At 59.1% G+C, this 21,954-nt stretch carries 17 protein-coding genes and 1 pseudogene; 3 read left to right on the top strand and 15 right to left on the bottom strand.

Going from position 1 to position 21,954, the window contains the following annotated elements; genetic code table 11:
* Window positions 1-102 precede the first annotated feature (102 nt).
* Window positions 103-1,200 (top strand): annotated as a pseudogene (locus H8F21_RS30140) (methyl-accepting chemotaxis protein); the annotation flags it as partial.
* Entirely contained in the window at window positions 1,183-2,055 is an 873-nt protein-coding gene (locus H8F21_RS30135) for a methyl-accepting chemotaxis protein (RefSeq protein WP_408004464.1), read from the top strand. The pseudogene H8F21_RS30140 and the gene H8F21_RS30135, both read left to right, overlap by 18 nt.
* Before the next feature lie 127 nt (window positions 2,056-2,182).
* On the opposite strand, the gene H8F21_RS24370 is transcribed toward H8F21_RS30135, so the two are convergent.
* The 14 genes from H8F21_RS24370 to hutC form a co-directional block, all read right to left on the bottom strand.
* Complete coding sequence (locus tag H8F21_RS24370) at window positions 2,183-2,917, bottom strand: amino acid ABC transporter ATP-binding protein (RefSeq protein WP_136478524.1); 735 nt, start codon at window positions 2,915-2,917, stop codon at window positions 2,183-2,185.
* Window positions 2,910-3,872 (bottom strand): amino acid ABC transporter permease, encoded by a 963-nt coding sequence (locus tag H8F21_RS24365; RefSeq protein WP_203482116.1) that lies wholly within the window; start codon window positions 3,870-3,872, stop codon window positions 2,910-2,912. The genes H8F21_RS24370 and H8F21_RS24365 overlap by 8 nt, the downstream gene beginning before the upstream one ends.
* A 78-nt stretch (window positions 3,873-3,950) precedes the next feature.
* A complete protein-coding gene (locus H8F21_RS24360; RefSeq protein ID WP_203482118.1) occupies window positions 3,951-4,754 on the bottom strand; it encodes a transporter substrate-binding domain-containing protein in 804 nt (267 codons plus the stop codon).
* Between the two features lie 170 nt (window positions 4,755-4,924).
* A complete protein-coding gene (mdoH, locus tag H8F21_RS24355) occupies window positions 4,925-7,498 on the bottom strand; it encodes a glucans biosynthesis glucosyltransferase MdoH (protein ID WP_203482120.1) in 2,574 nt (857 codons plus the stop codon).
* Window positions 7,491-9,206, bottom strand: coding sequence for a glucan biosynthesis protein G (locus H8F21_RS24350; protein ID WP_328824536.1), 1,716 nt, complete (start codon window positions 9,204-9,206; stop codon window positions 7,491-7,493). The genes mdoH and H8F21_RS24350 overlap by 8 nt, the downstream gene beginning before the upstream one ends.
* A 260-nt stretch (window positions 9,207-9,466) precedes the next feature.
* Complete coding sequence (dtd, locus tag H8F21_RS24345; protein ID WP_203482122.1) at window positions 9,467-9,904, bottom strand: D-aminoacyl-tRNA deacylase; 438 nt, start codon at window positions 9,902-9,904, stop codon at window positions 9,467-9,469.
* Window positions 9,901-10,872, bottom strand: a complete 972-nt coding sequence (gene pip / locus H8F21_RS24340) for a prolyl aminopeptidase (RefSeq protein ID WP_203482124.1) — start codon at window positions 10,870-10,872, stop codon at window positions 9,901-9,903. The genes dtd and pip overlap by 4 nt, the downstream gene beginning before the upstream one ends.
* Window positions 10,873-11,032: 160 nt before the next feature.
* Window positions 11,033-11,836 carry an N-formylglutamate deformylase gene (hutG, locus tag H8F21_RS24335; protein WP_203482125.1) on the bottom strand — a complete coding sequence of 268 codons (804 nt, stop codon included), beginning with the start codon at window positions 11,834-11,836 and terminating at the stop codon, window positions 11,033-11,035.
* Window positions 11,837-11,846: 10 nt separating this feature from the next.
* Window positions 11,847-13,052, bottom strand: coding sequence for an imidazolonepropionase (gene hutI, locus H8F21_RS24330; protein ID WP_203482126.1), 1,206 nt, complete (start codon window positions 13,050-13,052; stop codon window positions 11,847-11,849).
* Between the two features lie 15 nt (window positions 13,053-13,067).
* On the bottom strand, window positions 13,068-14,477 hold the full coding sequence (locus H8F21_RS24325) for an amino acid permease (RefSeq protein ID WP_203482127.1): 1,410 nt from the start codon (window positions 14,475-14,477) through the stop codon (window positions 13,068-13,070).
* A 130-nt stretch (window positions 14,478-14,607) separates the two neighbouring features.
* Window positions 14,608-16,140: a histidine ammonia-lyase gene (gene hutH, locus H8F21_RS24320; RefSeq protein ID WP_203482128.1), complete on the bottom strand. Its 1,533-nt coding sequence runs from the start codon at window positions 16,138-16,140 to the stop codon at window positions 14,608-14,610.
* Window positions 16,141-16,207: 67 nt separating this feature from the next.
* On the bottom strand, window positions 16,208-17,887 hold the full coding sequence (gene hutU, locus H8F21_RS24315; RefSeq protein WP_203585520.1) for a urocanate hydratase: 1,680 nt from the start codon (window positions 17,885-17,887) through the stop codon (window positions 16,208-16,210).
* A 298-nt stretch (window positions 17,888-18,185) separates the two neighbouring features.
* Complete coding sequence (locus H8F21_RS24310; RefSeq protein ID WP_203482846.1) at window positions 18,186-18,758, bottom strand: HutD/Ves family protein; 573 nt, start codon at window positions 18,756-18,758, stop codon at window positions 18,186-18,188.
* Window positions 18,755-19,465, bottom strand: a complete 711-nt coding sequence (gene hutC, locus H8F21_RS24305; protein WP_168198528.1) for a histidine utilization repressor — start codon at window positions 19,463-19,465, stop codon at window positions 18,755-18,757. Before hutC ends, H8F21_RS24310 begins: the two co-directional genes overlap by 4 nt.
* A gap of 144 nt (window positions 19,466-19,609) precedes the next feature.
* Between hutC and H8F21_RS24300 the strand changes: the two genes are divergently transcribed.
* Window positions 19,610-20,974 carry a formimidoylglutamate deiminase gene (locus tag H8F21_RS24300; protein ID WP_203482845.1) on the top strand — a complete coding sequence of 455 codons (1,365 nt, stop codon included), beginning with the start codon at window positions 19,610-19,612 and terminating at the stop codon, window positions 20,972-20,974.
* Between the two features lie 339 nt (window positions 20,975-21,313).
* Here the strand turns inward: H8F21_RS24300 and tssD are convergent, their stop codons facing one another.
* Window positions 21,314-21,763: a type VI secretion system tube protein TssD gene (gene tssD, locus H8F21_RS24295; protein ID WP_203482844.1), complete on the bottom strand. Its 450-nt coding sequence runs from the start codon at window positions 21,761-21,763 to the stop codon at window positions 21,314-21,316.
* Window positions 21,764-21,954: the final 191 nt, after the last annotated feature.

The following is a 21,954-nucleotide window of genomic DNA, read 5'->3' as shown; positions in this document are numbered from 1 at the left end:
ACGTTTTGCAGGTCTAGCCCTCCCATTCCCCGCCGATGAGCAAGGTGCGGTGCCCTGATCCACGTCCGGGCGCTTGTCATTTCTCAACTGCTGGAGACCCCCATGTTCGGACCTGTGAATCGGATGCTAGGCAACATGAGCGTCAGGCTGAAGCTGACCCTGGCCTTCGCCTTGGTACTGCTACTGACACTATTGATAACATTCAGCGGCTGGCGCGCAATGGAGGACGCCATCGATCGCTCGCAGAAGCTAGTGGAAATTGCCCGACTCAATGATATTGGCAAGGACCTGCGGGCCGAACGTATCACTTTTCGAGTGCTTAACGACTTGCAGAGCAAGACGCAGGTCGAGCAGTCGCTGCGGTCATTACAGGAGCTACTCACGGCGATGCAGAATCGCTTTGAAAGCGCTGAAAATCGGCAGATGATCGCCAGCAAACTGCAGATCGTGCAGCGTTTCTCCCAAGGTTTCGAGCAGTTGCAGCAAGCGGTTGCCCTTCGCCAGGATCGGCAACAAGCCATGCAGGGCACGGAACAGCGCCTGGGCGAGTTAATCGACAGGCTGCAGGACCAAGTCCTGGAAACAGTGCGTAGCGAAGACCAGCAAAGCACCCAGGACCGGGTACTGAATCTGGTCGAAACGCTTTCCCGACACATCGAAGCGGTCAATCAGCAAAGCCTGGTACCCGCCTACACCTTTGACCCGCTGGAAGGCTTTTCCAGTGTCGGTCAGGTCGCCGTCGAAGCTGCCGGCAAGACGCTCGACCAACTGACACCCTTGGCACAAGCAAATGGCGTTCAAGCTGAGATTTTGGCTGGCACTCGCTCGGCCCTTGGCCAGTATCAAGATAACCTGGAGCAATATCGCCGCGCCGCCATCGCAGTGGAGACCGTGCAGGTTACTCTGGAGCAGTTGGGTATCGAGCTTCGCAATGCCAGCCGTCAACTGAGTGACAAGCAGATAGAACAACGTGATAACGAAGCTGCCCAGGCGCATACGGCATTGATCAGCCAAGCCGCCCTGGCCCTGCTGATCGGGTGCCTGGCGGCCTGGGTGATTACCCTGCAAATCACTACACCGCTCAAAAACACCCTGGCACTGGCTGAGCGTATCGCCAAAGGTGACCTGCACCTGGCCGAAAGAGTGCAGCGGCGCGATGAAATGGGCCAACTGCAAAACAGCATGCATGCCATGACCTTGAGCCTGCGCGAGCTGATAGGAGGCATCGACCTGGGCATTACCCAGCTTTCCAGCGCCGTTGAACAACTTTCAGCAGTAAGCGAGCAGACCAAAGTCAGGATCGTGCAGCAACGAGACGAAACCGATCAGGTAGCCACCGCCATGAACCAGATGAGCGCGACGGTGCATGAAGTAGCCCGCAATGCCGAGCACGCCTCACAGGCAGCGACCGTCGCGGATCAACAAGCGCAGTTGGGCGATCAAGTGGTAGGTGAAGCGGTAGTGCAAATCGAGCAGTTGGCTGAGCAGATGGATAACTCGATCAGCGCCATGCACCAGCTGGCGGGCGAAAGTCAGCGGATCGGCAGCATACTTGATGTGATCAAATCGGTATCCGAACAGACCAACCTGCTGGCCTTGAACGCTGCCATCGAGGCAGCGCGCGCCGGAGAAGCGGGCCGCGGCTTTGCCGTGGTCGCTGACGAGGTTCGTGGACTGGCCCAACGAACCCAGCAATCAACCGAAGAAATCGAGCAACTGATCGGCAGCCTGCATGAGGGTACTGATCAGGTCACCCGCCTGCTCGACAGCAGCAAAAGTCTGACTCACGATAGCGTCGAGCTGAGTCGCAAGGCCGGCGACGCCCTAAGCCAGATTACTCAGACGGTGTCGAGCATTCAGGGGATGAACCAGCAGATAGCCACCGCCAGTGAGGAGCAAAGTGCGGTAGCCGAAGAGATCAACCGCAGCGTGATAAACGTCAGGGAAGTGTCAGACCAGACCAGCGCTGCCAGCGAAGAGACCGCGGCGTCGAGTCTTGAACTGGCGCGGCTGGGGCGTCAGCTTCAAACGCTGGTAGGACGGTTCAGCCTGTAGCGAGTGTTCTTGCGGGAGCGCAGCTGGACTATGTGTTGCTTGTTCACCAGCGCCTTGCGCCCGATCGCGGGCCAAGCCCGCTCCTACCGGGGATAGGAGCAGCTTGGCCGGCGAAGAATCTGACGGGCTAGAGCACCTGGCGCAGGAACGCCTGGGCGCGCAGGTCTTTGGGGGCGGTGAAGAACTGCTCGGGTGGCGAGTCTTCCAGCAGTTTGCCGTGGTCGAAGAACAGCACCCGATCCGCCACTTCCCGGGCAAAGCCCATCTCGTGGGTAACGCAGACCATGGTCATGCCTTCGAGCGCCAACGTCTTCATGACATCCAGCACCTCACCGACCATTTCAGGGTCAAGCGCCGAGGTTGGCTCATCGAACAACATCACCTTGGGCTCCATCGCCAGCGCACGGGCAATCGCTACCCGTTGCTGCTGACCACCCGACAAGCGCGAGGGGTATTCATTGGCTTTCTGACTGATCCCCACCTTCTCCAGCAACGCTCGAGCTTTTGCCTCACGCTCCGCCTTGCCACGCTTGCGCACCACTTTTTGCGCCAGGCACAGGTTTTCCAGCACCGTCATGTGCGGGAACAGGTTGAAGTGCTGGAACACCATGCCGACTTCGCGCCGGTAGGCGTTGACGTCGGTCTTCGGGTCAGCCAGTTGCAGCCCATCGATGGCCACGGTGCCTTCGTCAAACGACTCCAGGCCATTGAGGCAGCGCAGGAAGGTCGACTTACCCGAGCCCGATGGGCCAAGTACAACCAGCACCTCGCCCTTGGCCACATTGGTGCTGACGTGGTCGACCGCACGCACCACTTGGCCACGTGTGTCGAAGACTTTTACCAGATCACGGACTTCAATCACTTTGCGCAAGCCTCCGCTCAAGCCGGCTGGCCATGTGCGACAGCGGCAGGTTGATCAACAGATACAAGCCAGCAACACAGAACCAGATCTCGAAGGTCGAGAACGAAGTCGTGATTGCTTCGCGCCCGCTCTTGGTCAGTTCGGTAATGGCAATCACCGACACTAGCGAGGTGTCCTTGACCAGGCTGATGAACTGCCCCGCCAGCGGTGGCAGCACGCGCTTGAACGCTTGCGGCAATACCACGTGACGCATCGACTGACCTGCACTCAAGCCCAGGGAGCGAGCCGCTTCGCCCTGCCCCTTGGCAATCGATTGCACGCCGGCGCGGACGATCTCGGCAACGTAGGCGCCGGTAAACAGCGCCAGTGCTGCAACCCCGGCGAATTCGCGCGACAGGTTGAGTACCGTGCCGATAAAGAAGTAGAAAATAAAGATCTGCACCAGCAGCGGTGTGCCGCGGACCAGCTCGACATAGACCGTGGACAAGTCCCGAAGCGTCGGGTTATTCGACAACCTGCAAAGACCGGCGAACAAGCCGATTATCAGCCCCATCACGCCCGAGGCGACCGAAATCCACACCGTGGTCCACAAGCCCCAGGCCAGTGGTCCTGCGGCCCAATGATGGGTTACGCCAATCAGGTCACCTTCCGCCACATCATCGCCGCGGGACAGTTGCACGCTGCCCTTCTCAACGTCGAAGACCTGCTCGGCGCCACTTTCATCGCGCACGGTAACGGTGGCCATTTCCCCCTTGGTGACAATGGCTTCAATGGTGCCGTTCTCGGCAGCACGCTGGGCTACTTCCGCCTGGTAGGCGAAATACTGTGGCACTCGGTTCCAACGCCATTCGTAGGAAATCACTGACGTTGCGTAGTACAGGCTCGCCGCCAGCCCGATCAGGACCAACGCGGTCAACCCATGCCAGGGCCACTGAGCTTTCTTGTGTTTGATCACTTAAGGGTACTTCCGTAAAAGCGAACGCGCAGGACCAGCCTGCGCGTCGGGTTTCAAACCAGGCTTGTGGCCTCGGCCTTATTCCATGTCCTTGAGCCAGGCGGTGTCCTTGAACCACTTGTCGTGGATTCGATCGTAGGTACCGTCGTGCTTGATCTGGTGCAGGAAGTTATTGATGAAGTTCAGGCTGTCGTAGTCGCCTTTCTTCAGGCCAAAGGCCAGGGGTTCGAAGGTGAACGGCTTATCCAGGAACACCAGCTTGCCAGCGCCAGCCTTGTTCACGGCCACTACGTTGTAGGGCGCATCATAGACGAAAGCGTCAGCCTTGCCGTTGACGACGTCCATCACGGCTTCCTGCTCGTTGTCGTAACCGTGGTATTTGGCTTTGCCGATCAACTTCTTGGCGACCATCTCGCCAGTGGTGCCCAGCTTGGACGTGAGGCGGTATTCTTCCTTGTTGAGGTCTTTGTACGACTTGACCTTATCAGCCAGCTCCTTGCGAATCAGCAGGGTCTGGCCGACAACGATGAAGGGTTCGCTGAAGTTAAGCTTCAGGTTGCGTTCCTGGGTCAGGGTCATGCCGCTGCTGATGATGTCGAATTTATCGGTCATCAGGGCCGGAATAATACCGTCGTAGGAGGTGGACACCATCTCCAGCTTGACGCCCATGGACTTGGCCATGGCCTTGAGGATATCAACTTCGAAGCCGACGATCTCGCCGCGCTTGTTGGTCATCTGAAATGGCATGTAGGTGGGGTCCATGCCCGCGCGCAAAGTGCCACGTTTGACCGCTTCATCAATGGCGCCGGCTGCCTGGGCAGCATTGACCGCCACCAACGCGGTGACGCCAACCAGTAGCATCGACAGATATTTTTTAAACATCACCAGATCCCCCAGCAAGAAAGCTCGAATTTTATTTTTAGCGCTAACCGTCCTACAGACGGGTGCGAGATATTCGGGAGGGATGGTATCAGAAAAAGGCAGAAAGCTATCGCGAGGCAAGCCCACTCCCACAGCGGTTATCTGTGGGAGCGGGCCTACCCCGCGACACATCAGGCGCTAGCCATGGATGGCTGCGCCACAGGCTCCGGATGCAACGGCAACAATGGCGAGTGCGGGTCGTTGGCGATCGACTGACGCCAGACGCCCAGCCAGGCTTCGTTTTTCTCGTCCCAGATGCGGGTATGCAAGCGCGCCAGGGCAACTGGATCGCTAAGCAAGGCCAGACGGGTGTTGCCGTCCAGGCCACTTGGGCCAACGTCCAGCGCTTTGCCGATACGCTCGGCGCGCAACGATTCGATCGGCGCCGCGACACCATGACGCGCAGTTGCCAGGGCGCAAGCCAGGGCATTCTGCTGTGGATCGACCACCGCCCGGACGAAACCGTCGTGCATGGCATGCCAGCGGTTTTCGTGGGTGTACTGATCGGTGGCGAGCAGTTCAGCGGGTGTGGCGTATTCCTCGGGAATCAGGAACAGGCTTTCGTCCTTGGCTCTCAAGCCCAGGTGCACACGACTGGAAATGACCGAAACCGGAATCGACAGCATCAGTGAGCCGACGATAGGCACCAGCCACCACAAGAAGCTTGGGTTCAACCAAGCCACCAGCAAGGCCCAGGCCACACCCAGCAGGGTTTGCGGGCCATGGCGGCGCACTGCTTCGCTCCACGGGGTGGAGTCATCGTCACGCTGCGGTGAATTCCAGGTCGCAGCCCAGCCGAGGAATGCGGCGAGTACGAAACGGGTGTGGAAAATCATCCGCACGGGCGCAAGAAGCATGGAGAACAGCATCTCTAGCAGCATCGACAGCGTCACCTTGAAGCGTCCGCCGAACTCTTTGGCACCCTTGGCCCAGATCAGAACGATACTCAGCAGCTTGGGCAGGAACAGCAGCACAATCGTGGTCGAGAACAGCGCAATGGCCTTCTCGGGGTGCCACTGCGGCCACAACGGGTAAAGTTGGCGCGGCTCAAGGAAGTATTGCGGCTCCATCAGCGTGTTGGTCGCAAGTAGCGCAGTCGACAGCACCAGGAAGAAGAACCAAAGCGGCGCCGACAGGTATGACATCACCCCCGTGAGGAACACCGCACGGTGCACCGGGTGCATGCCCTTGACCAGGAACAGGCGGAAGTTCATCAAGTTGCCGTGGCACCAGCGCCGGTCACGCTTGAGCTCGTCGAGCAGGTTCGGCGGCAGTTCTTCATAGCTGCCCGGCAGGTCATAGGCAATCCACACGCCCCAACCGGCCCGACGCATCAGCGCCGCTTCAACGAAGTCGTGGGAGAGGATCGCACCGGCGAAAGCGCCCTTGCCTGGCAATGGCGCCAGGGCGCAGTGTTCAATGAACGGCTTCATGCGGATGATCGCGTTGTGGCCCCAATAATGCGACTCACCCAACTGCCAGAAGTGCAGGCCAGCGGTGAACAGCGGGCCGTATACGCGGGTTGCAAACTGCTGCATGCGCGCATAGAGGGTATCCATGCCCGAGGCTTTCGGTGCGGTCTGGATGATACCGGCGTCCGGGTTGGCTTCCATCAGCCGAACCAGGCTGGTCAAACATTCGCCACTCATTACGCTGTCGGCGTCGAGCACCACCATATAGCGGTAGTCGCTGCCCCAGCGCCGGCAAAAGTCATCGAGGTTGCCGCTTTTGCGTTTGACGCGACGGCGACGGCGACGGTAGAAGATCCGCCCGAAGCCCTTGGCCTCGCGGCACACCTCCAGCCATGCCTGTTGCTCGGCAACGGCTATGTCAGGGTCGTTGGTGTCGCTGAGGACGAAGAAGTCGAAGCGATCCAGGTCACCGGTAGCGGCGACCGACTCGAAAGTCGCCCGCAGGCCAGCAAATACCCGAGGCACATCCTCGTTGCAGATCGGCATGACAATCGCGGTACGCGCGCCAGCTTCGATAGGCTCGTTACCGGCACTGCTGCCGGAAATACGGTACTTGTCACGACCAGTCAACAGCTCGAGAAAGCCCATCAGCGCGGTCCAGAACCCCGCCGACACCCAGCAAAACAGGATGCCGAACAGAATCAGAATGCTGGTCTGCAATGCGTACGGCCAGACCTGAGTGGCCGTCTGCAACAGCGGCTGACGGGTGATTTCATCGAGATCGACAAACGACCAGCCCTGATACGGCAGAATGCCTTTCATGTACCAGCCGGCAACGATCGTCTGGCCCAGCATCAGCGCCAGCAAAATATAGCGGCGCAGGGAGCCAACCCAGCGCCAGCGCGCCTTGGGCAGCTCGCGCTTGACTGGGGCGGGAGCATTGGTGCGCCCGGTCAGGCGCCGCCAGCCACGAATCAGGATATTGGTACGCCATGGCTCGGGAATCACCCGGGTACGGCGAATCGGCGGCGTAGCCTTGAGGCAGATACGACCGCTGCCATCCACCGCCAGCATCTCGGCGTCGTGTATTTCCTGGGCGCTGGTCAGGGTCAGGCGCTCCCCCACCGAAGCCTGCACGGCTTCGGCTCCACCGCAGGCCGGCTGGCCCGACAAGCGTTGATGCAGTTCGCTGAACGACGAGCAGCTGGCAAGTTCTGCCCGCTGCTCGTCGCTCATTGGTAAATGGGCCAGATACTCGCTGAGCGATTCTGGCCGTGCTTGAGAATTACTCATCGGCAGGCAACTGGTAGCTCCAGGTCTCGGTCAACACCTGTTCGGTGGTGGCCGGTGCCCCGGTGGTGGATGCCGCATCGGCGGCTGGTTGCTCGGCAGGCTTCTCGGCCTTGGCAGACTTGGCCGCAGCCTTGTCCTGTTTAGTCGGTTTCGCAGGTTTTGCAGGCTCGACCGGGACGTCACGCAGCAGCGCCGCACGCATTTCCACGGACTTGCTCGGGTCTTTGACCTTCATCCGCAAGGTCAGGCGCCAGCCTTTGATTTCCGGGTTGTAGCGCAGGTTGTTTTCGACCAGCTCAGCGTTGTCGCCGATGCTGACCTGGCTGCGCACGGCGGTGTCTTCCGGCAGTTTGGCAAGCACCGGGCCTTCGAAGTCGACCAGAAATGCAACGCTGCCATCCGCTTCGCGAATCAGGTTGGATTGCTTGACGTCACCGGTGGAACGCAGGGTCTGCTTGACCCAGCCCAGGTTCGGCGAGTGGAACTCGGACTCATCGATAGTCCAGTGTAGACGGTAGGCGTACTCGAACGGCGTGCCTGGCTCCGGCAGTTTTTCCGGGCTCCAGAACGCAACGATGTTGTCGTTGGTTTCATCGGCGGTCGGAATTTCGACCAGGTCGACAGTACCTTTGCCCCAGTCACCGACCGGTTCGATCCAGGCGCTTGGGCGCTTCTGGTAGTTGTCATCGAGGTCTTCGAACTGGCTGAACTCACGCTGGCGCTGAAGCAGGCCGAATCCGCGTGGGTTCTCAACGCTGAAATTGCTCACTGCCAGGTGTTTCGGGTTGTTCAGTGGACGCCACAGCCATTCACCATTGCCAGCATGAATCGACAGACCTTCGGAGTCATGCAGGGCCGGACGATAGTTAGGCACTTTCGATGGCTGGTTACCGCCGAACAAGAACATGCTGGTCAGCGGAGCGATACCCAGGCGGCTGACGTGGTCACGCAGGAACACCTTGGACTTGACGTCGACAATAGTGTCGCTGCCTGGACGCAGAGTCAGCTTGTAGGCACCGGTGGAACGCGGCGAGTCGAGCAACGCGTAGATAACCAGGTGCTTGTCGGCAGGCTTGGGCTTTTCGATCCAGAACTCGGTAAAGCGCGGGAATTCTTCGCCGGACGGCAATGCAGTATCGATGGCCAGGCCACGAGCGGACAGACCATAGACATGGCCCTTGCCGACCACGCGGAAATAGCTGGCACCAAGCAGGGTCATGATTTCATCCTGCTTGTCGGCCTTGTTGATCGGGTACAGGACGCGAAAACCTGCATAACCGAGGTTTTCGGTAGCCTTTGGATCGAATTTCACACTGCCGAAATCAAAACGGCTCGGGTCGTATTTGATCTCTTCGACGGTAGTGGCGGTGACTTCGTTGATTTTCACCGGTGTGTCGAAATGCATGCCCTGATGGTAGAAGGACAATTTGAACGGTGTTTTGTCCTTGGCCCACTCGGCTTTTTCCGTGAGGAAACGGATCTGCTGGTAATCACCGTACTTCATGTCACGGAAGACCGCCGGCAGATTGCTCTTCGGCGCTTCGTACTTCTGTCCGGCAAGATCCTTCGCCTTGGTTGCAACGTCATCAAGGTTGAACGCCCAGAGCTGGCCAGTGCCAAACAGGCCTGCCAGCGTCGCGCAGGCGAGCAAGGCCTTGCGCAAACGGATGCCGGGGGTTCTTGGTGCATTACAGGAACTTACAATCACGAGCTACCCTCGCCGAAAACAGATCAAAAAACCAACGGCCAGCGACATATGCCAAGTTGGCGAGCACTGTTCGGACTCCGAAAGGGCGCAATGATTCCCCAAACGGTTCCGGCAGTCTCGAGTCAGAGTGGAACGAACCTACGAACGCAGGCCCACATAGCGCGCGATTATCCAGCAGGCTGCGTTACAACGCATCAGGGCCAGCAAACTATTTATGCTACAAAACCCCTTGTTTTCGCGCAAACAGGGGTTTTTTGCCTTCATATTTGTAACATAAATGTTACGGGGCCATCATTGACCAGGTGCACCTGCATGTCTGCCCCAAACTGACCGCTGGCAACGGTGGGGTGTTGAGCGTGGGCCTGAGCCAATAAATAGTCAAAAAGCTCCGCCCCCAGCGCAGGTGTCGCCGCCGTGGAAAAGCTAGGGCGCAAACCATTTTGCGTATCGGCAGCCAGGGTGAACTGCGATACCAGCAAAAGACCGCCAGCAACATCCTTGAGGGAAAGATTCATCTTGCCTTGAGGATCACTGAATACCCGGTAGTTAAGCAGCTTATGCAATAGCTTGTCGGCGTGAGCGCGGGTATCACCCGGCTCAACCGCAACCAGTACCAACAGTCCCTGGTCGATTGCACCTACCGTCTTGCCCTCGACATCTACCCGCGCGCCACGCACGCGTTGCAGCAGGCCCTTCATGCTTCTTCCAAAGGCAAGTCGAGCAGGCGCCGGGCCATCTGGTCTGCGGCGCGCACCAAGGCGTCAGTGATACCGGGCTCCGAAGCGGCGTGCCCTGCATCGCGAATAACTTTCAGCTCACTGTTCGGCCAGGCTTGGTGCAGTTCCCAGGCGTTGTCCAGCGGGCAAATAACATCATAGCGACCGTGCACGATGACCGCCGGCAGGTGAGCAATTTTGGGCATGTCACGAATCAACTGGTTCGGTTCAAGGAACGCATTATTGGTGAAGTAATGGCATTCGATGCGGGCGATCGACAACGCGCGCTGGGGTTCGGAGAAACGATCGACCACCAGCGGATTGGGCCGCAGGGTTGCGGTACGCCCTTCCCAGGTAGACCAGGCCTTGGCGGCATGCATCTGGGCGATCTGATCATTGCCGGTTAGGCGCTTGTGGAATGCCGCTACCAGATCACCGCGCTCTTCGGCTGGAATCGGTGCGATATAGTCTTGCCAGTAATCCGGAAACAGGCGACTAGCGCCAGCCTGGTAGAACCATTCGATTTCTTGTGGGCGACACAGGAAGATCCCTCGTAGGATCAGGCCATGCACACGTTCCGGATGAGTCTGAGCGTAGGCCAGGGACAGGGTAGAACCCCAGGAGCCGCCAAACAGCACCCATTTGTCGATCCCAAGGTGCTCGCGGATGCGCTCAAGGTCTTCGACCAGATGCCAGGTGGTGTTGTTTTCCAGGCTGGCATGGGGGGTCGAACGCCCGCAACCACGCTGATCGAAGGTGATGATTCGGTAAAGGTTGGGGTCAAAGTAGCAACGGCTTTGCGCATCGCAGCCCGCTCCTGGCCCACCATGGATGAAAACCACCGGCAGACCTTCCGGCGAACCACTTTCATCGACATACAGTACATGTGGAGCTTCCACGGCCAGATCGTGCCGGGCGTAGGGTTTGATCTGCGGGTACAAGGTCTGCATTACGCACTCCGTGTGGAAATTATTCTGCCGTGGGGCATCATAAACCTGAATTGCGCTTAGAGCATGTACCTGAATGGGTCTTGCCGACCCTATCGCCCGGCGAACTCGCTCCCACACCTGTCAGACAGTCATGTGGAAGCGGGCTTGCCTTGCGATGTCTTCAATGCGAATAGCGTTCCTGCCCCCAGGCCAGCACGGTTTCAAGCAACTGTTTCAACACGACCTGAGTCGGCTGCGCCAGGTCTTCGCGGTACTTGAACGGATCAACCTCCTCCATGTACGTACTCTGCGCCAGCTCCAGTTGCACCGCATGAATGTTGTTGGCTGGGTCACCGTAGTGGCGAGTGATGTGCCCGCCCTTGAAGCGTCCATTGAGGACGTGGCTGTAGCGCTCGGCCTTGGCGCAAACACCCTGTAGACGCTCGGCCAGTTGTGGATCACAACTGGCGCCGTTAAAGGTGCCAAGGTTGAAGTCCGGCAGCTTGCCATCAAACAAATGCGGGATATGCGAACGAATCGAGTGGGCGTCCCAGAGCAGTGCATAACCAAACTGCTCGCGCAAGCGTGCCAGCTCGCGACGTAGGGTGTCGTGATAAGGGCGCCAGATACCCTCGAGGTATTCCGCCCGCTCCTCAGCAGAAGGCTCCTTGCCGGCCTGAAACAACGGTTCGCCCTCGAACAACGTGGCGGGGTAAAGCCCGGTCGTGGCACCGGCATATAAAGGTTTGTCGTCGTCCGGACGGTTCAGGTCGATAACAAAGCGCGAATACTCGGCAGCCACCACGCTGGCTCCCAGCTCACGGGCAAAATCATAGAGCTGCGGAATGTGCCAGTCGGTGTCAGGCAAGCTTTGCGCCTGCACCACCAGGCCGGCCTTGACCACTGGGGTCAGACGCAGACCAGCGTGGGGCATGCTGATCAACAGTGGCAATTGACCTTGGTGAAAACTCAGTACCTTGTCCATTAATCCTCCTTCAACTGAAAATTTCCTGGCCAAGGCGCACGACCCGCTTGGGCAGATCCCCGCCGAGCCAATAGCACAGATCCGCCGGACGCTCGATCTGCCAGGCAACGAAATCGGCGACCTTGCCCACTTCCAGCGAACCATGACTGTGCCCCAATCCCAGCGCGCTGGCGGCATGGGTAGTTGCACCGGCCAGGGCTTCTTCCGGCGTCATGCGGAACAACGTGCAGGCCATGTTCAGCATCAAGCGCAGTGAAAGCGCGGGCGAGGTGCCGGGGTTCAAGTCACTGGCAATGGCAATCTTCACACCGTGTTTACGCAGAGCATCCATCGGTGGCAGTTGCGTCTCGCGCAGGAAATAGAACGCCCCGGGCAACAACACCGCGACGGTCCCAGCTGCTGCCATGGCAATTGCATCATCTTCGGTCATGAACTCCAGATGATCAGCCGACAGCGCCTGATAGCGCGCAGCCATGCTCGAGCCCGCCAACGACGACAATTGCTCGGCATGCAGCTTCACCGGCAGGTTCAACTCACGGGCCTTGATGAAAACCCGCTCGACCTGGGCCGGGGAGAACGCCAGGTATTCGCAAAAGGCATCCACGGCGTCGACCAGCCCTTCAGCCGCCAGGGCCGGAAGCATCTCATCGCAGATATGGGCAATGTAGTCATCGGCGCGGTCTTTGTACTCAGGCGGCAAGGCATGAGCCGCCAGGCACGTACTGCGTACCGTCACCGCCAACTCTTCACCCAGGCGTCGAATAACCTTGAGCATCTTGCGCTCGCTGGCAAGGTCCAGGCCGTAGCCGGACTTGATCTCCAGCGTGGTAACGCCATCGCGCATCAAGGCCTGGACCCGCTGACGGGCGCTGGCGAACAGCTCATCCTCGCTGGCGGCACGCGTCGCCCTTACGGTGCTGGCAATGCCGCCGCCCTGTGCGGCTATTTCAGCATAACTGACGCCTTGCAGGCGCTGCTCGAATTCGCCGCTGCGATTGCCACCGAACACTGTATGGGTGTGACAGTCGATCAGCCCTGGGGTGACCCAGGCATTGCCCAGGTCCACCGTTCTATCGGCAGTCATGGTCGGCAGCGACTGGCGCGGGCCGATCCACTCGATACGGCCAGCGCTGGTGACGATAGCCGCGTCCTCAATGATCGAGTAAGTGCCTTGGGCCATGCTCGCCACGTGGCAGTGCTGCCAGAGGGTTTTCATGCAATGTCTCCGTTTCTAGCGCTGAAGTTGTGAAGGGTCCTGGGCCAAGGCAGCCTCGGCTTTCGCTGCCCGCGGCTTGCACCACAGCAGGTAAGAGGCAACCAGGAACAATACCCAGACTACGCCGACCAGCAGTGCGGCCTGCGTGTCAGGGAAGTAGCCAAGCACGCCGAATACAAACAGCATGAAGGCAATCGCTGCCGCCGGACCATAGGGCCAGAACGGTACCGGGAACTTCAAATCGGCCACTTCTTCACGGCTCATACTGCGACGCATGGCAACCTGGGTTACCAGAATCATCAGCCAGACCCACACCGTAGCAAAGGTAGCGATCGAAGCGATCAACAGGAATACGTTTTCCGGGATCAGGTAGTTGAGCACCACGCCGCCGAGCAATGCCGCACCCATAACCAGTACAGTCATCCACGGTACACCGTGACGAGATATTTTCGCGAAGCCTTTGGGCGCATGACCCTGTTGGGCCAGGCCGTACATCATCCGTCCGGCGCCAAAGATATCGCTGTTGATTGCCGACACCGCTGCCGAAATCACCACGATATTCAATACCGTCGCCGCCGAGCCGATTCCCAGGTTGCTGAAGATCTGCACAAATGGGCTACCTTGGCTGCCAATCTGTGGCCACGGGTACAAGCACATCAGCACGAACAGGGTCAGCACATAGAACAGCAGAATGCGCATTGGAACGGCGTTGATTGCCTTGGGAATGACGCGCTGCGGATCTTTGGCCTCACCAGCGGTGATACCGATGATTTCGATACCGCCGAAAGCGAACATCACCACCGCGAACGAGGCAATCAGACCTCCGATGCCGTTAGGCATGAAGCCGCCATGATCGAACAGGTTGCTGATACCGACTGCGTGCTCCGCACTGGCATTGCTAAGACCGAAGGCCATGATGCCAAAGCCGGCCAGGATCATCGCCACAATAGCGGTGACCTTTAGCAACGACAGCCAGAACTCCATCTCACCGAAGACCTTGACGTTGCACAGGTTCAGGCCGCCAATCAGGAAAACAATCCCCAGCACCCAGATCCAGCGGGCGACCTCGGGAAACCAGAAACCCATATAAATGCCGAATGCGGTGACATCGGCCAGGCACACAATGATCATCTCGAAGGCGTAGGTCCAGCCCAGGATAAAGCCCGACATGGGCCCCAGGTAGGTGCTGGCGTAGCTGCCGAACGAGCCGGATACCGGGTTGTGCACGGCCATTTCGCCCAGGGCGCGCATAACCATGAATACCGCTGCGCCGCCAATCAGGTACGCCAGCAGTACCGCCGGACCTGCCATCTGGATGGCGGCGGCCGAACCGTAGAACAGGCCGGTGCCGATTGCCGACCCCAATGCCATGAAGCGAATGTGACGCGCGGTAAGCCCACGCTTGAGACCTTCTGCTTGTTGCATGTCACGTCCTTATTTTTGTTCTGGTCGTGAGAATGATTGGGCTGTTCCATCAACCATCGCGGGGCAAGTCCACTCCCACTGCAGGAGCGGGCTTGCCCTTCGATGGGCCGCCATGCGGCCCCAAAAGGATTTACAGACTAGGCAGGACCTTGGCCGGCAGCAGACCGGTGAGGGAGCCTTCGGCCAGGAGGGCAATAGCGGCCTCGATGTCCGGGGCGAAGAAGCGGTCTTTCTCGTAGAAAGCAACTTTGCCGCGCAGGGCCTGGCGGGCCTGCTCCAGCTTCGGCGAAGTTTTCAGGCCTTCGCGCAGGTCCAGGCCTTGCGCGGCAGCTAGCCACTCAACTGCAAGTACACCACGGGTGTTCTCAGCCATTTCCCACAGACGCTTGCCAGCCGCCGGCGCCATCGACACGTGATCTTCCTGGTTGGCCGAAGTCGGCAGGCTGTCGACGCTGTGCGGGTGAGCCAAAGCCTTGTTCTCGCTGGCCAGGGCGGCAGCGGTTACCTGCGCGATCATGAAGCCGGAGTTAACCCCACCATTGGCCACCAGAAATGGCGGCAGTTGCGACATGTGCTTGTCCATCATCAACGAGATACGACGCTCACTCAGCGAACCGATTTCGGCAATCGCCAGCGCCATGTTGTCCGCCGCCATGGCGACCGGCTCGGCGTGGAAGTTGCCACCAGAGATCACATCGCCTTCTTTGGCGAATACCAACGGGTTGTCGGAGACTGCGTTAGCTTCGATGACCAGTACCTCGGCGGCCTGGCGCAATTGAGTCAGGCAGGCGCCCATGACTTGCGGCTGGCAGCGCAGCGAGTACGGATCCTGGACCTTGCCACAGTTCTGGTGGGACGCCGAAACCTCACTGCCATCCCCCAGCAGGTCACGGTAGCAGGCAGCCGAGTCGATCTGGCCACGTTGGCCACGGGCTTCGTGGATACGCGCATCAAATGGCGAGCGTGAGCCAAGGACAGCTTCAACAGTCAGCGCACCAATCGACGTCGCAGCGGCAAACAAGTCTTCACCTTCAAACAGACCGCGCAAGGCGTAAGCAGTGGATGCCTGGGTACCGTTGAGCAGTGCCAGACCTTCCTTGGCGGCCAGGGTCAGCGGTTCAAGACCGGCTACGGCCAGCGCCTCTGTGGCCGACAGCCATTGACCGTTGTGACGGGCCTTACCTTCACCAAGCAGCACCAACGACATATGAGCCAGCGGCGCCAGGTCACCCGAGGCGCCTACCGATCCTTTGAGCGGGATGTGCGGATAGACCTCGGCGTTGATCAGGGCAATCAGCGCATTGATGACTTTGCGGCGAATGCCGGAGAAGCCACGGCTCAGGCTGTTGACCTTGAGTACCATGATCAGGCGTACCAAGGCATCGTCGATTGGCTGGCCAACGCCTGCCGCGTGTGACAGCACCAGCGAGCGCTGCAGGTTTTCCAGATCGTGGCTGGCAATACGGGTCGACGCCAGCAGGCCAAAGCCGGTATTGATGCCATAGGCGGTACGGTTTTCCGCCAGAATCTGCTCAACGCAGGCAACGCTGTCGTCGATCTGCTGGTCAGCGCTGGCGTCCAGCTTGAGTTTCACCGGCTGCTTGTAGATCGCACGCAGCTGAGCCAGGGTCAGGTTGCCAGGCTTGAGGGTCAATTCAGTCACATTAATGCTCCGTACTCGTGAGGCGTATTCGCCCGCATAGATATCAGTATCAACCAATTACCGAAGATCAGCCGGTGATCATCGGCAGGTTCAAGCCTTGTTCCTTGGCGCAGTCGATGGCGATCTGGTAACCGGCATCGGCGTGACGCATGACACCGGTAGCCGGGTCGTTGTGCAGGACCCGGGCGATACGCTCGGCCGCTTCGTCGGTACCGTCGCAGACAATGACCATGCCCGAGTGCTGGGAGAAGCCCATGCCCACGCCACCGCCGTGGTGCAGCGAAACCCAAGTGGCGCCACTGGCGGTGTTGAGCAGGGCGTTGAGCAGCGGCCAGTCGGAGACCGCATCGGAGCCGTCCTGCATGGCTTCGGTTTCGCGGTTAGGGCTGGCCACCGAACCCGAATCCAGGTGGTCGCGACCGATGACGATCGGCGCCGACAGCTCGCCGCTGCGCACCATTTCGTTGAACGCCAGGCCGAGCTTGGCGCGCAGGCCCAGGCCGACCCAGCAGATACGCGCGGGCAGACCCTGGAAGCTGATGCGCTCGCGGGCCATGTCCAGCCAGTTGTGCAGGTGGGCATCGTCGGGGATCAGTTCCTTGACCTTGGCGTCGGTCTTGTAGATGTCGTCGGCGTTGCCCGACAGCGCGGCCCAGCGGAATGGACCGATACCCCGGCAGAACAGTGGACGGATGTAGGCCGGTACGAAGCCTGGGAAATCAAAGGCATTGCTGACGCCTTCTTCCTTGGCCATCTGGCGAATGTTGTTGCCGTAGTCGAAGGTCGGCACGCCTTGCTTCTGGAACGCGAGCATGGCTTGGACATGAACGGCCATCGACTGTTTGGCAGCCTTGACCACGGCAGCTGGCTCGGTCTGGGCGCGGTCGCGGTACTGCTCCCAGGTCCAGCCGGCTGGCAGGTAGCCGTTGAGCGGGTCGTGGGCGCTGGTCTGGTCGGTGACCATGTCCGGGCGCACGCCACGCTTGACCAGTTCAGGCAGGATTTCTGCCGCGTTGCCCAGCAGGGCAATGGAGATGGCCTTGCCTTCGGCGGTGTACTTGGCGATACGCGCCAGGGCATCGTCGAGGTCCTTGGCTTGCTCGTCGACATAACGGCTGCTGAGGCGGAAATCGATACGGCTCTGCTGGCATTCGATGTTCAGCGAGCAGGCGCCGGCGAGGGTCGCGGCAAGTGGCTGGGCGCCGCCCATGCCGCCGAGGCCCGCGGTCAGTACCCACTTGCCCTGGAGGCTGCCGTTGTAGTGCTGGCGGCCGGCTTCGACGAAAGTTTCGTAGGTGCCCTGGACGATGCCCTGGCTACCGATGTAGATCCAGCTGCCGGCTGTCATCTGGCCGTACATGGCCAGGCCCTTGGCATCCAGTTCGTTGAAGTGTTCCCAGTTGGCCCAGTGTGGCACCAGGTTGGAGTTGGCGATCAGCACGCGTGGGGCGTTGCTGTGGGTCTTGAACACGCCAACCGGCTTGCCCGACTGCACCAGCAGGGTTTCGTCATCGTTAAGGTGGGTCAGGCTCTCGACGATTTTGTCGTAGCACTCCCAGTTACGTGCGGCACGGCCAATACCACCGTAGACCACCAGCTCTTTCGGGTTCTCGGCCACTTCCGGGTCAAGGTTGTTCATCAGCATGCGCAGGGGCGCTTCGGTCAGCCAGCTTTTGGCGGTGAGCGTGTTGCCGCGTGCTGCGCGGATTTCGACGTCACGGAATTTTTTGAAATTGTTGTCGGTCACGGAAATGGCTCCTAAGCAATCAGTCCAGAGCAACCCAGGCATTGGGTGTGTCATGGGGCTCATACAAACACATCTTTACTTGTATGTACAAGCATAGGCAATTGAAATGCCAACTCGTCATCGCTGTCGTTTACCAGGCTGAAAGGCTAGCGCCAGAGCCCCGCAGCGCTTGGCTTTGGCGCAATGAAAAAAGTTTCGGGGAGATGGACGGTGAACGGATGCCGACCCGTGGCGTTGCACCACTTTGGGTCATAGGGTAACAGCCCCAGCCGAATTATTCGGCCGAGGCGTAACACACTCAGTGTGGGGTAAGCTCGATCAGACAGCAGCGCCCCTGGACGTTCAAGGTCTGCAGATCGGTGTTGGCCTCCAGATGCAGGCAATCATAGCGCCCAAGCGTGTGATCGCCCTGCCCCGCCAGCGCCACTTCCACCTGCGAGGCGGCGGCGAACAGCAGCAGTGTCGAAGCCGAGCTGAACACTCGCTGACTGCCATCCAGCCACTGCAGGCGCGCACGGTAACGCTGCGCAGAGTAGATCAGGTTGAAGTCGCGAATCGAGCTACCAAGCAACGTGCAGCTCACCTGGCTTTCGCCGCTAAAGGCAAACGCATCGAAGGGCAACAATGGCCGCGTGGCCTGGCCATCAACCTGCAGACGCATGCCTTCCCCTTCGAGCACAGTGATAATGCGCTGGTATCCGGCAAAGCTGGAAAATCCTCCGGACTCGGCGATATCGGCAATCGACAACCGCCAGCCAAAACCTTCCAGGCCTTCGCCCGCATCCCGGGTGATCTCTTCGGTGCTACCGCCGCCGTTCTTCCACGGCATGCGGGGGTAATCCTTGGCGCGTAAAACCTGTAGCTGGCTCATTTGCTAAAGCGTCCTTCCAGACGGTGACGGGAACCTGGGTGGATCAGACGAGCGGCAGTCACTGGCTGGCGACCCGACCAGGTGCGGCGGCGAATCAACAAGCACGGCTCGCCTTGTTCAATGTGCAGAAGCCGGCATTCTTCCGGCTCGGCTAATATCGCCTCGACCACATGCTCGCCCTCGGTCAATGGCGCGACCTGAGACAGGTAGGCATAGGGTGTCTGCCGGGTGAAATCCTGCTTGAGATAATCAGGCGCAATCTGCGCATTGACGAAGCGATCTTCGATTTGCACCGCAATGCCGTTTTCGTAATGCACGATCAGCGAATGAAACACCCGCTGCCCTTCGCGCATATCCAGGGCCAAGGCACGCTCGGAACCTGCGGCTTCTTCGGCGAGGGTTATCACTTGGCACGTATGCTGGTGGCCACGGGCAGCAATTTCGTCGGCGATGTTGTTCACTTCAAACAGCGCAGAGCGAGTTTTGGGCTCGGCCACGAAGGTGCCCACCCCTTGCATACGCACCAACAGCCCTTCGGCGGTGAGTTCTCGCAGGGCGCGATTGATGGTCATGCGACTGAAGCCCAACTGGCTGACCAGTTCGCTTTCCGATGGCACCCGGTGGTGCGGCGGCCAGCTGCCATTCTGGATCTGCTGGGCGATCATTTGCTTGACCCGGGCATACAGCGGCGCCGGCCCCTCGCCCATCTGGGCAACCAGCGCGGAGACAGGAGGTGTCGGCACGGAAGATATCCTTTGTTCGGTTGAATGAACGGTAGCTTGCCGGAGTTTACCCAGCAGGCAAACGTCTGTATATGTATATACAAATAATCACAACGAGGTGTTGCGCCGATGTCCGTCTTCTTCGCCGAGCGCGCTTTGCTCCCCACGGGCTGGGCCGAAAATGTCCGAATCGAGGTCGACGCCCATGGCCTGCTCTCAAGCGTTCAGGCCAATGGTTCGGCCGAGGGTGCCGAGCGTCTGGCAGGCCCGCTGTTGCCGGGCATGCCTAACCTGCACTCGCACGCGTTTCAGCGCGCCATGGCCGGGCTTGCCGAAGTCGCCGGCAACCCCAATGACAGTTTCTGGACCTGGCGTGAACTGATGTACCGCCTGGTGGGCAAGATCAGCCCCGAACAACTGCAAGTCATTGCCCGCCAGCTTTACATCGAGATGCTCAAGGCTGGTTACACTTCTGTTGCTGAATTCCATTATGTACATCACGACACACAGGGCCAGGCCTACGCCGACCCTGCTGAACTGTCCCTGCGCATAAGCGCCGCTGCGCGTGCCAGCGGCATTGGCCTGACCTTGCTACCAGTGCTGTATAGCCACTCCGGCTTTGGCGGCCAGGCCCCGAACGAAGGCCAGCGCCGCTTCATCAATAGCACCGAACAATACCTCAAGCTGCAACAGCAACTCGGCCCTGTACTGGCCAGCCAACCAGCGCAACAGCTGGGGCTGTGCTTCCACTCGCTGCGCGCGGTGACCCCAGAGCAGATCGCCCAGGTGCTGGCCGCCAGCGACAAGACCTGCCCGGTACACATCCACATTGCCGAACAGCAAAAGGAAGTCGACGACTGCCTGGCCTGGAGTGGCCGTCGTCCGCTGCAATGGCTGTATGAAAACGTCGAAGTCGACCAGCGCTGGTGCCTGGTCCACGCCACCCATGCACAAGCCGACGAAGTTACCCTCATGGCCCGCAGCGGCGCGATTGCCGGCTTGTGCCTGACCACCGAAGCCAACCTCGGCGATGGCATATTCCCTGCTGTGGATTATCTGGCGCAGGGCGGTCGCTTGGGCATTGGTTCCGACAGCCACGTGTCACTGAGCGTGGTTGAAGAACTGCGCTGGCTGGAGTACGGCCAGCGCCTGCGTGATCAGCGGCGCAATCGACTCTATCGCGGCGATCAGCCAATGGTCGGACGGACCCTCTACGACGCAGCACTGAGCGGCGGCGCCCAGGCGCTGGGCCAGCCGATTGGCGAACTGGCTGTCGGCAAACGTGCAGACTGGTTGGTGCTCGACGGCAACGATCCTTACCTGGCAACCGCCAGCGAAGACGGCATCCTCAACCGCTGGCTGTTTGCCGGCGGGGATCGTCAGGTTCGCGATGTGATGGTCAATGGGCAGTGGGTGGTGCGTCAGGGGCGTCATGCTCACGAGGAAGAAAGCGCCCGGGCGTTTACCGAGGTGCTACGAACGTTGTTGGGCTGATGCGTTGGAGATGCCTTGTTCTTGTTAGCGAGCAAGGCATTTTCCGTCAATCGTTCTACGAATGCGTAGTTTTCTCCGGCATAAAAGTCGAGTGTAAAACTACACCAATTAGCGCTGGCCAAAGAACAAGGGGGTACTCATCCACCCAACTGGAGACGTCACCAATAAACAGAAACCTTTCATTTTGCACGAGCCCAAAATGAATAGAACCCAAAAAAATATTAAACAAGATACAGAACCACGCTCCTGCATTGCTTAAATCAGGACCGGTAAAATAAGTTTTGAAAAATCGACCCAACCACAACCCTAAAACAAGAGCAGACAAATATAGAAACAGCGTCATTTTATCAGCTCTTCTCGAATCTGGTCGACGCTTTGTAGATTCGCCATTCCCTCTATTGTAAGAGATACACCTCCGGCAACTTTAAAGGATCGAACATAGTAATCGGCGACCTGCGCCCCGCCCAACTTAATGGTATAAAACTCCTCTTGTGTGCCAAAGGCTGAGGTACGATAGAAGCAGATCGTGCAATCAATGGCTTCCCGATTGGTCAACGCCTGGGCCAAGAGCGGTGATGATTTATCAATGTTTTTGGTGATAACGATCGGACCATGTGTGGTGCGTTTGATATTGCCGACATTTGTCATGCCATGATTCATTGCCAATACCATTATTTCATCGGCATGCCCGGCTTGGCATTTGTTGCCAATCGACTCCTGACTTGAGCACCCGGCGGAAATAAGCCCTTGCGTCTTACCTGTGATGGTTATATAGCCGTGACTAGCCATTGGCTTTACTCCCTGCGATCAGAGAGTGAAGCCTAATTCGTGGCTATTAGATGGTATGTAGGATGGGCGGCCTCAAGGAGCAAGTGCAACAGTCAGTTAAAAAATCGGAGCGTGCTAATTACGAAATTGAACGAGATACCGCCTCCGAAGCATCGCGATCGTTTGGCGTCTGAGCGAACCGAGCCATCCCG

The organism is Pseudomonas arcuscaelestis (genome assembly GCF_016881005.1).
Lineage (GTDB): Bacteria > Pseudomonadota > Gammaproteobacteria > Pseudomonadales > Pseudomonadaceae > Aquipseudomonas > Aquipseudomonas arcuscaelestis.
The sequence above is the reverse complement of the archived record's forward strand: the minus strand, read 5'-3'. Positions and strand labels throughout refer to the sequence as shown.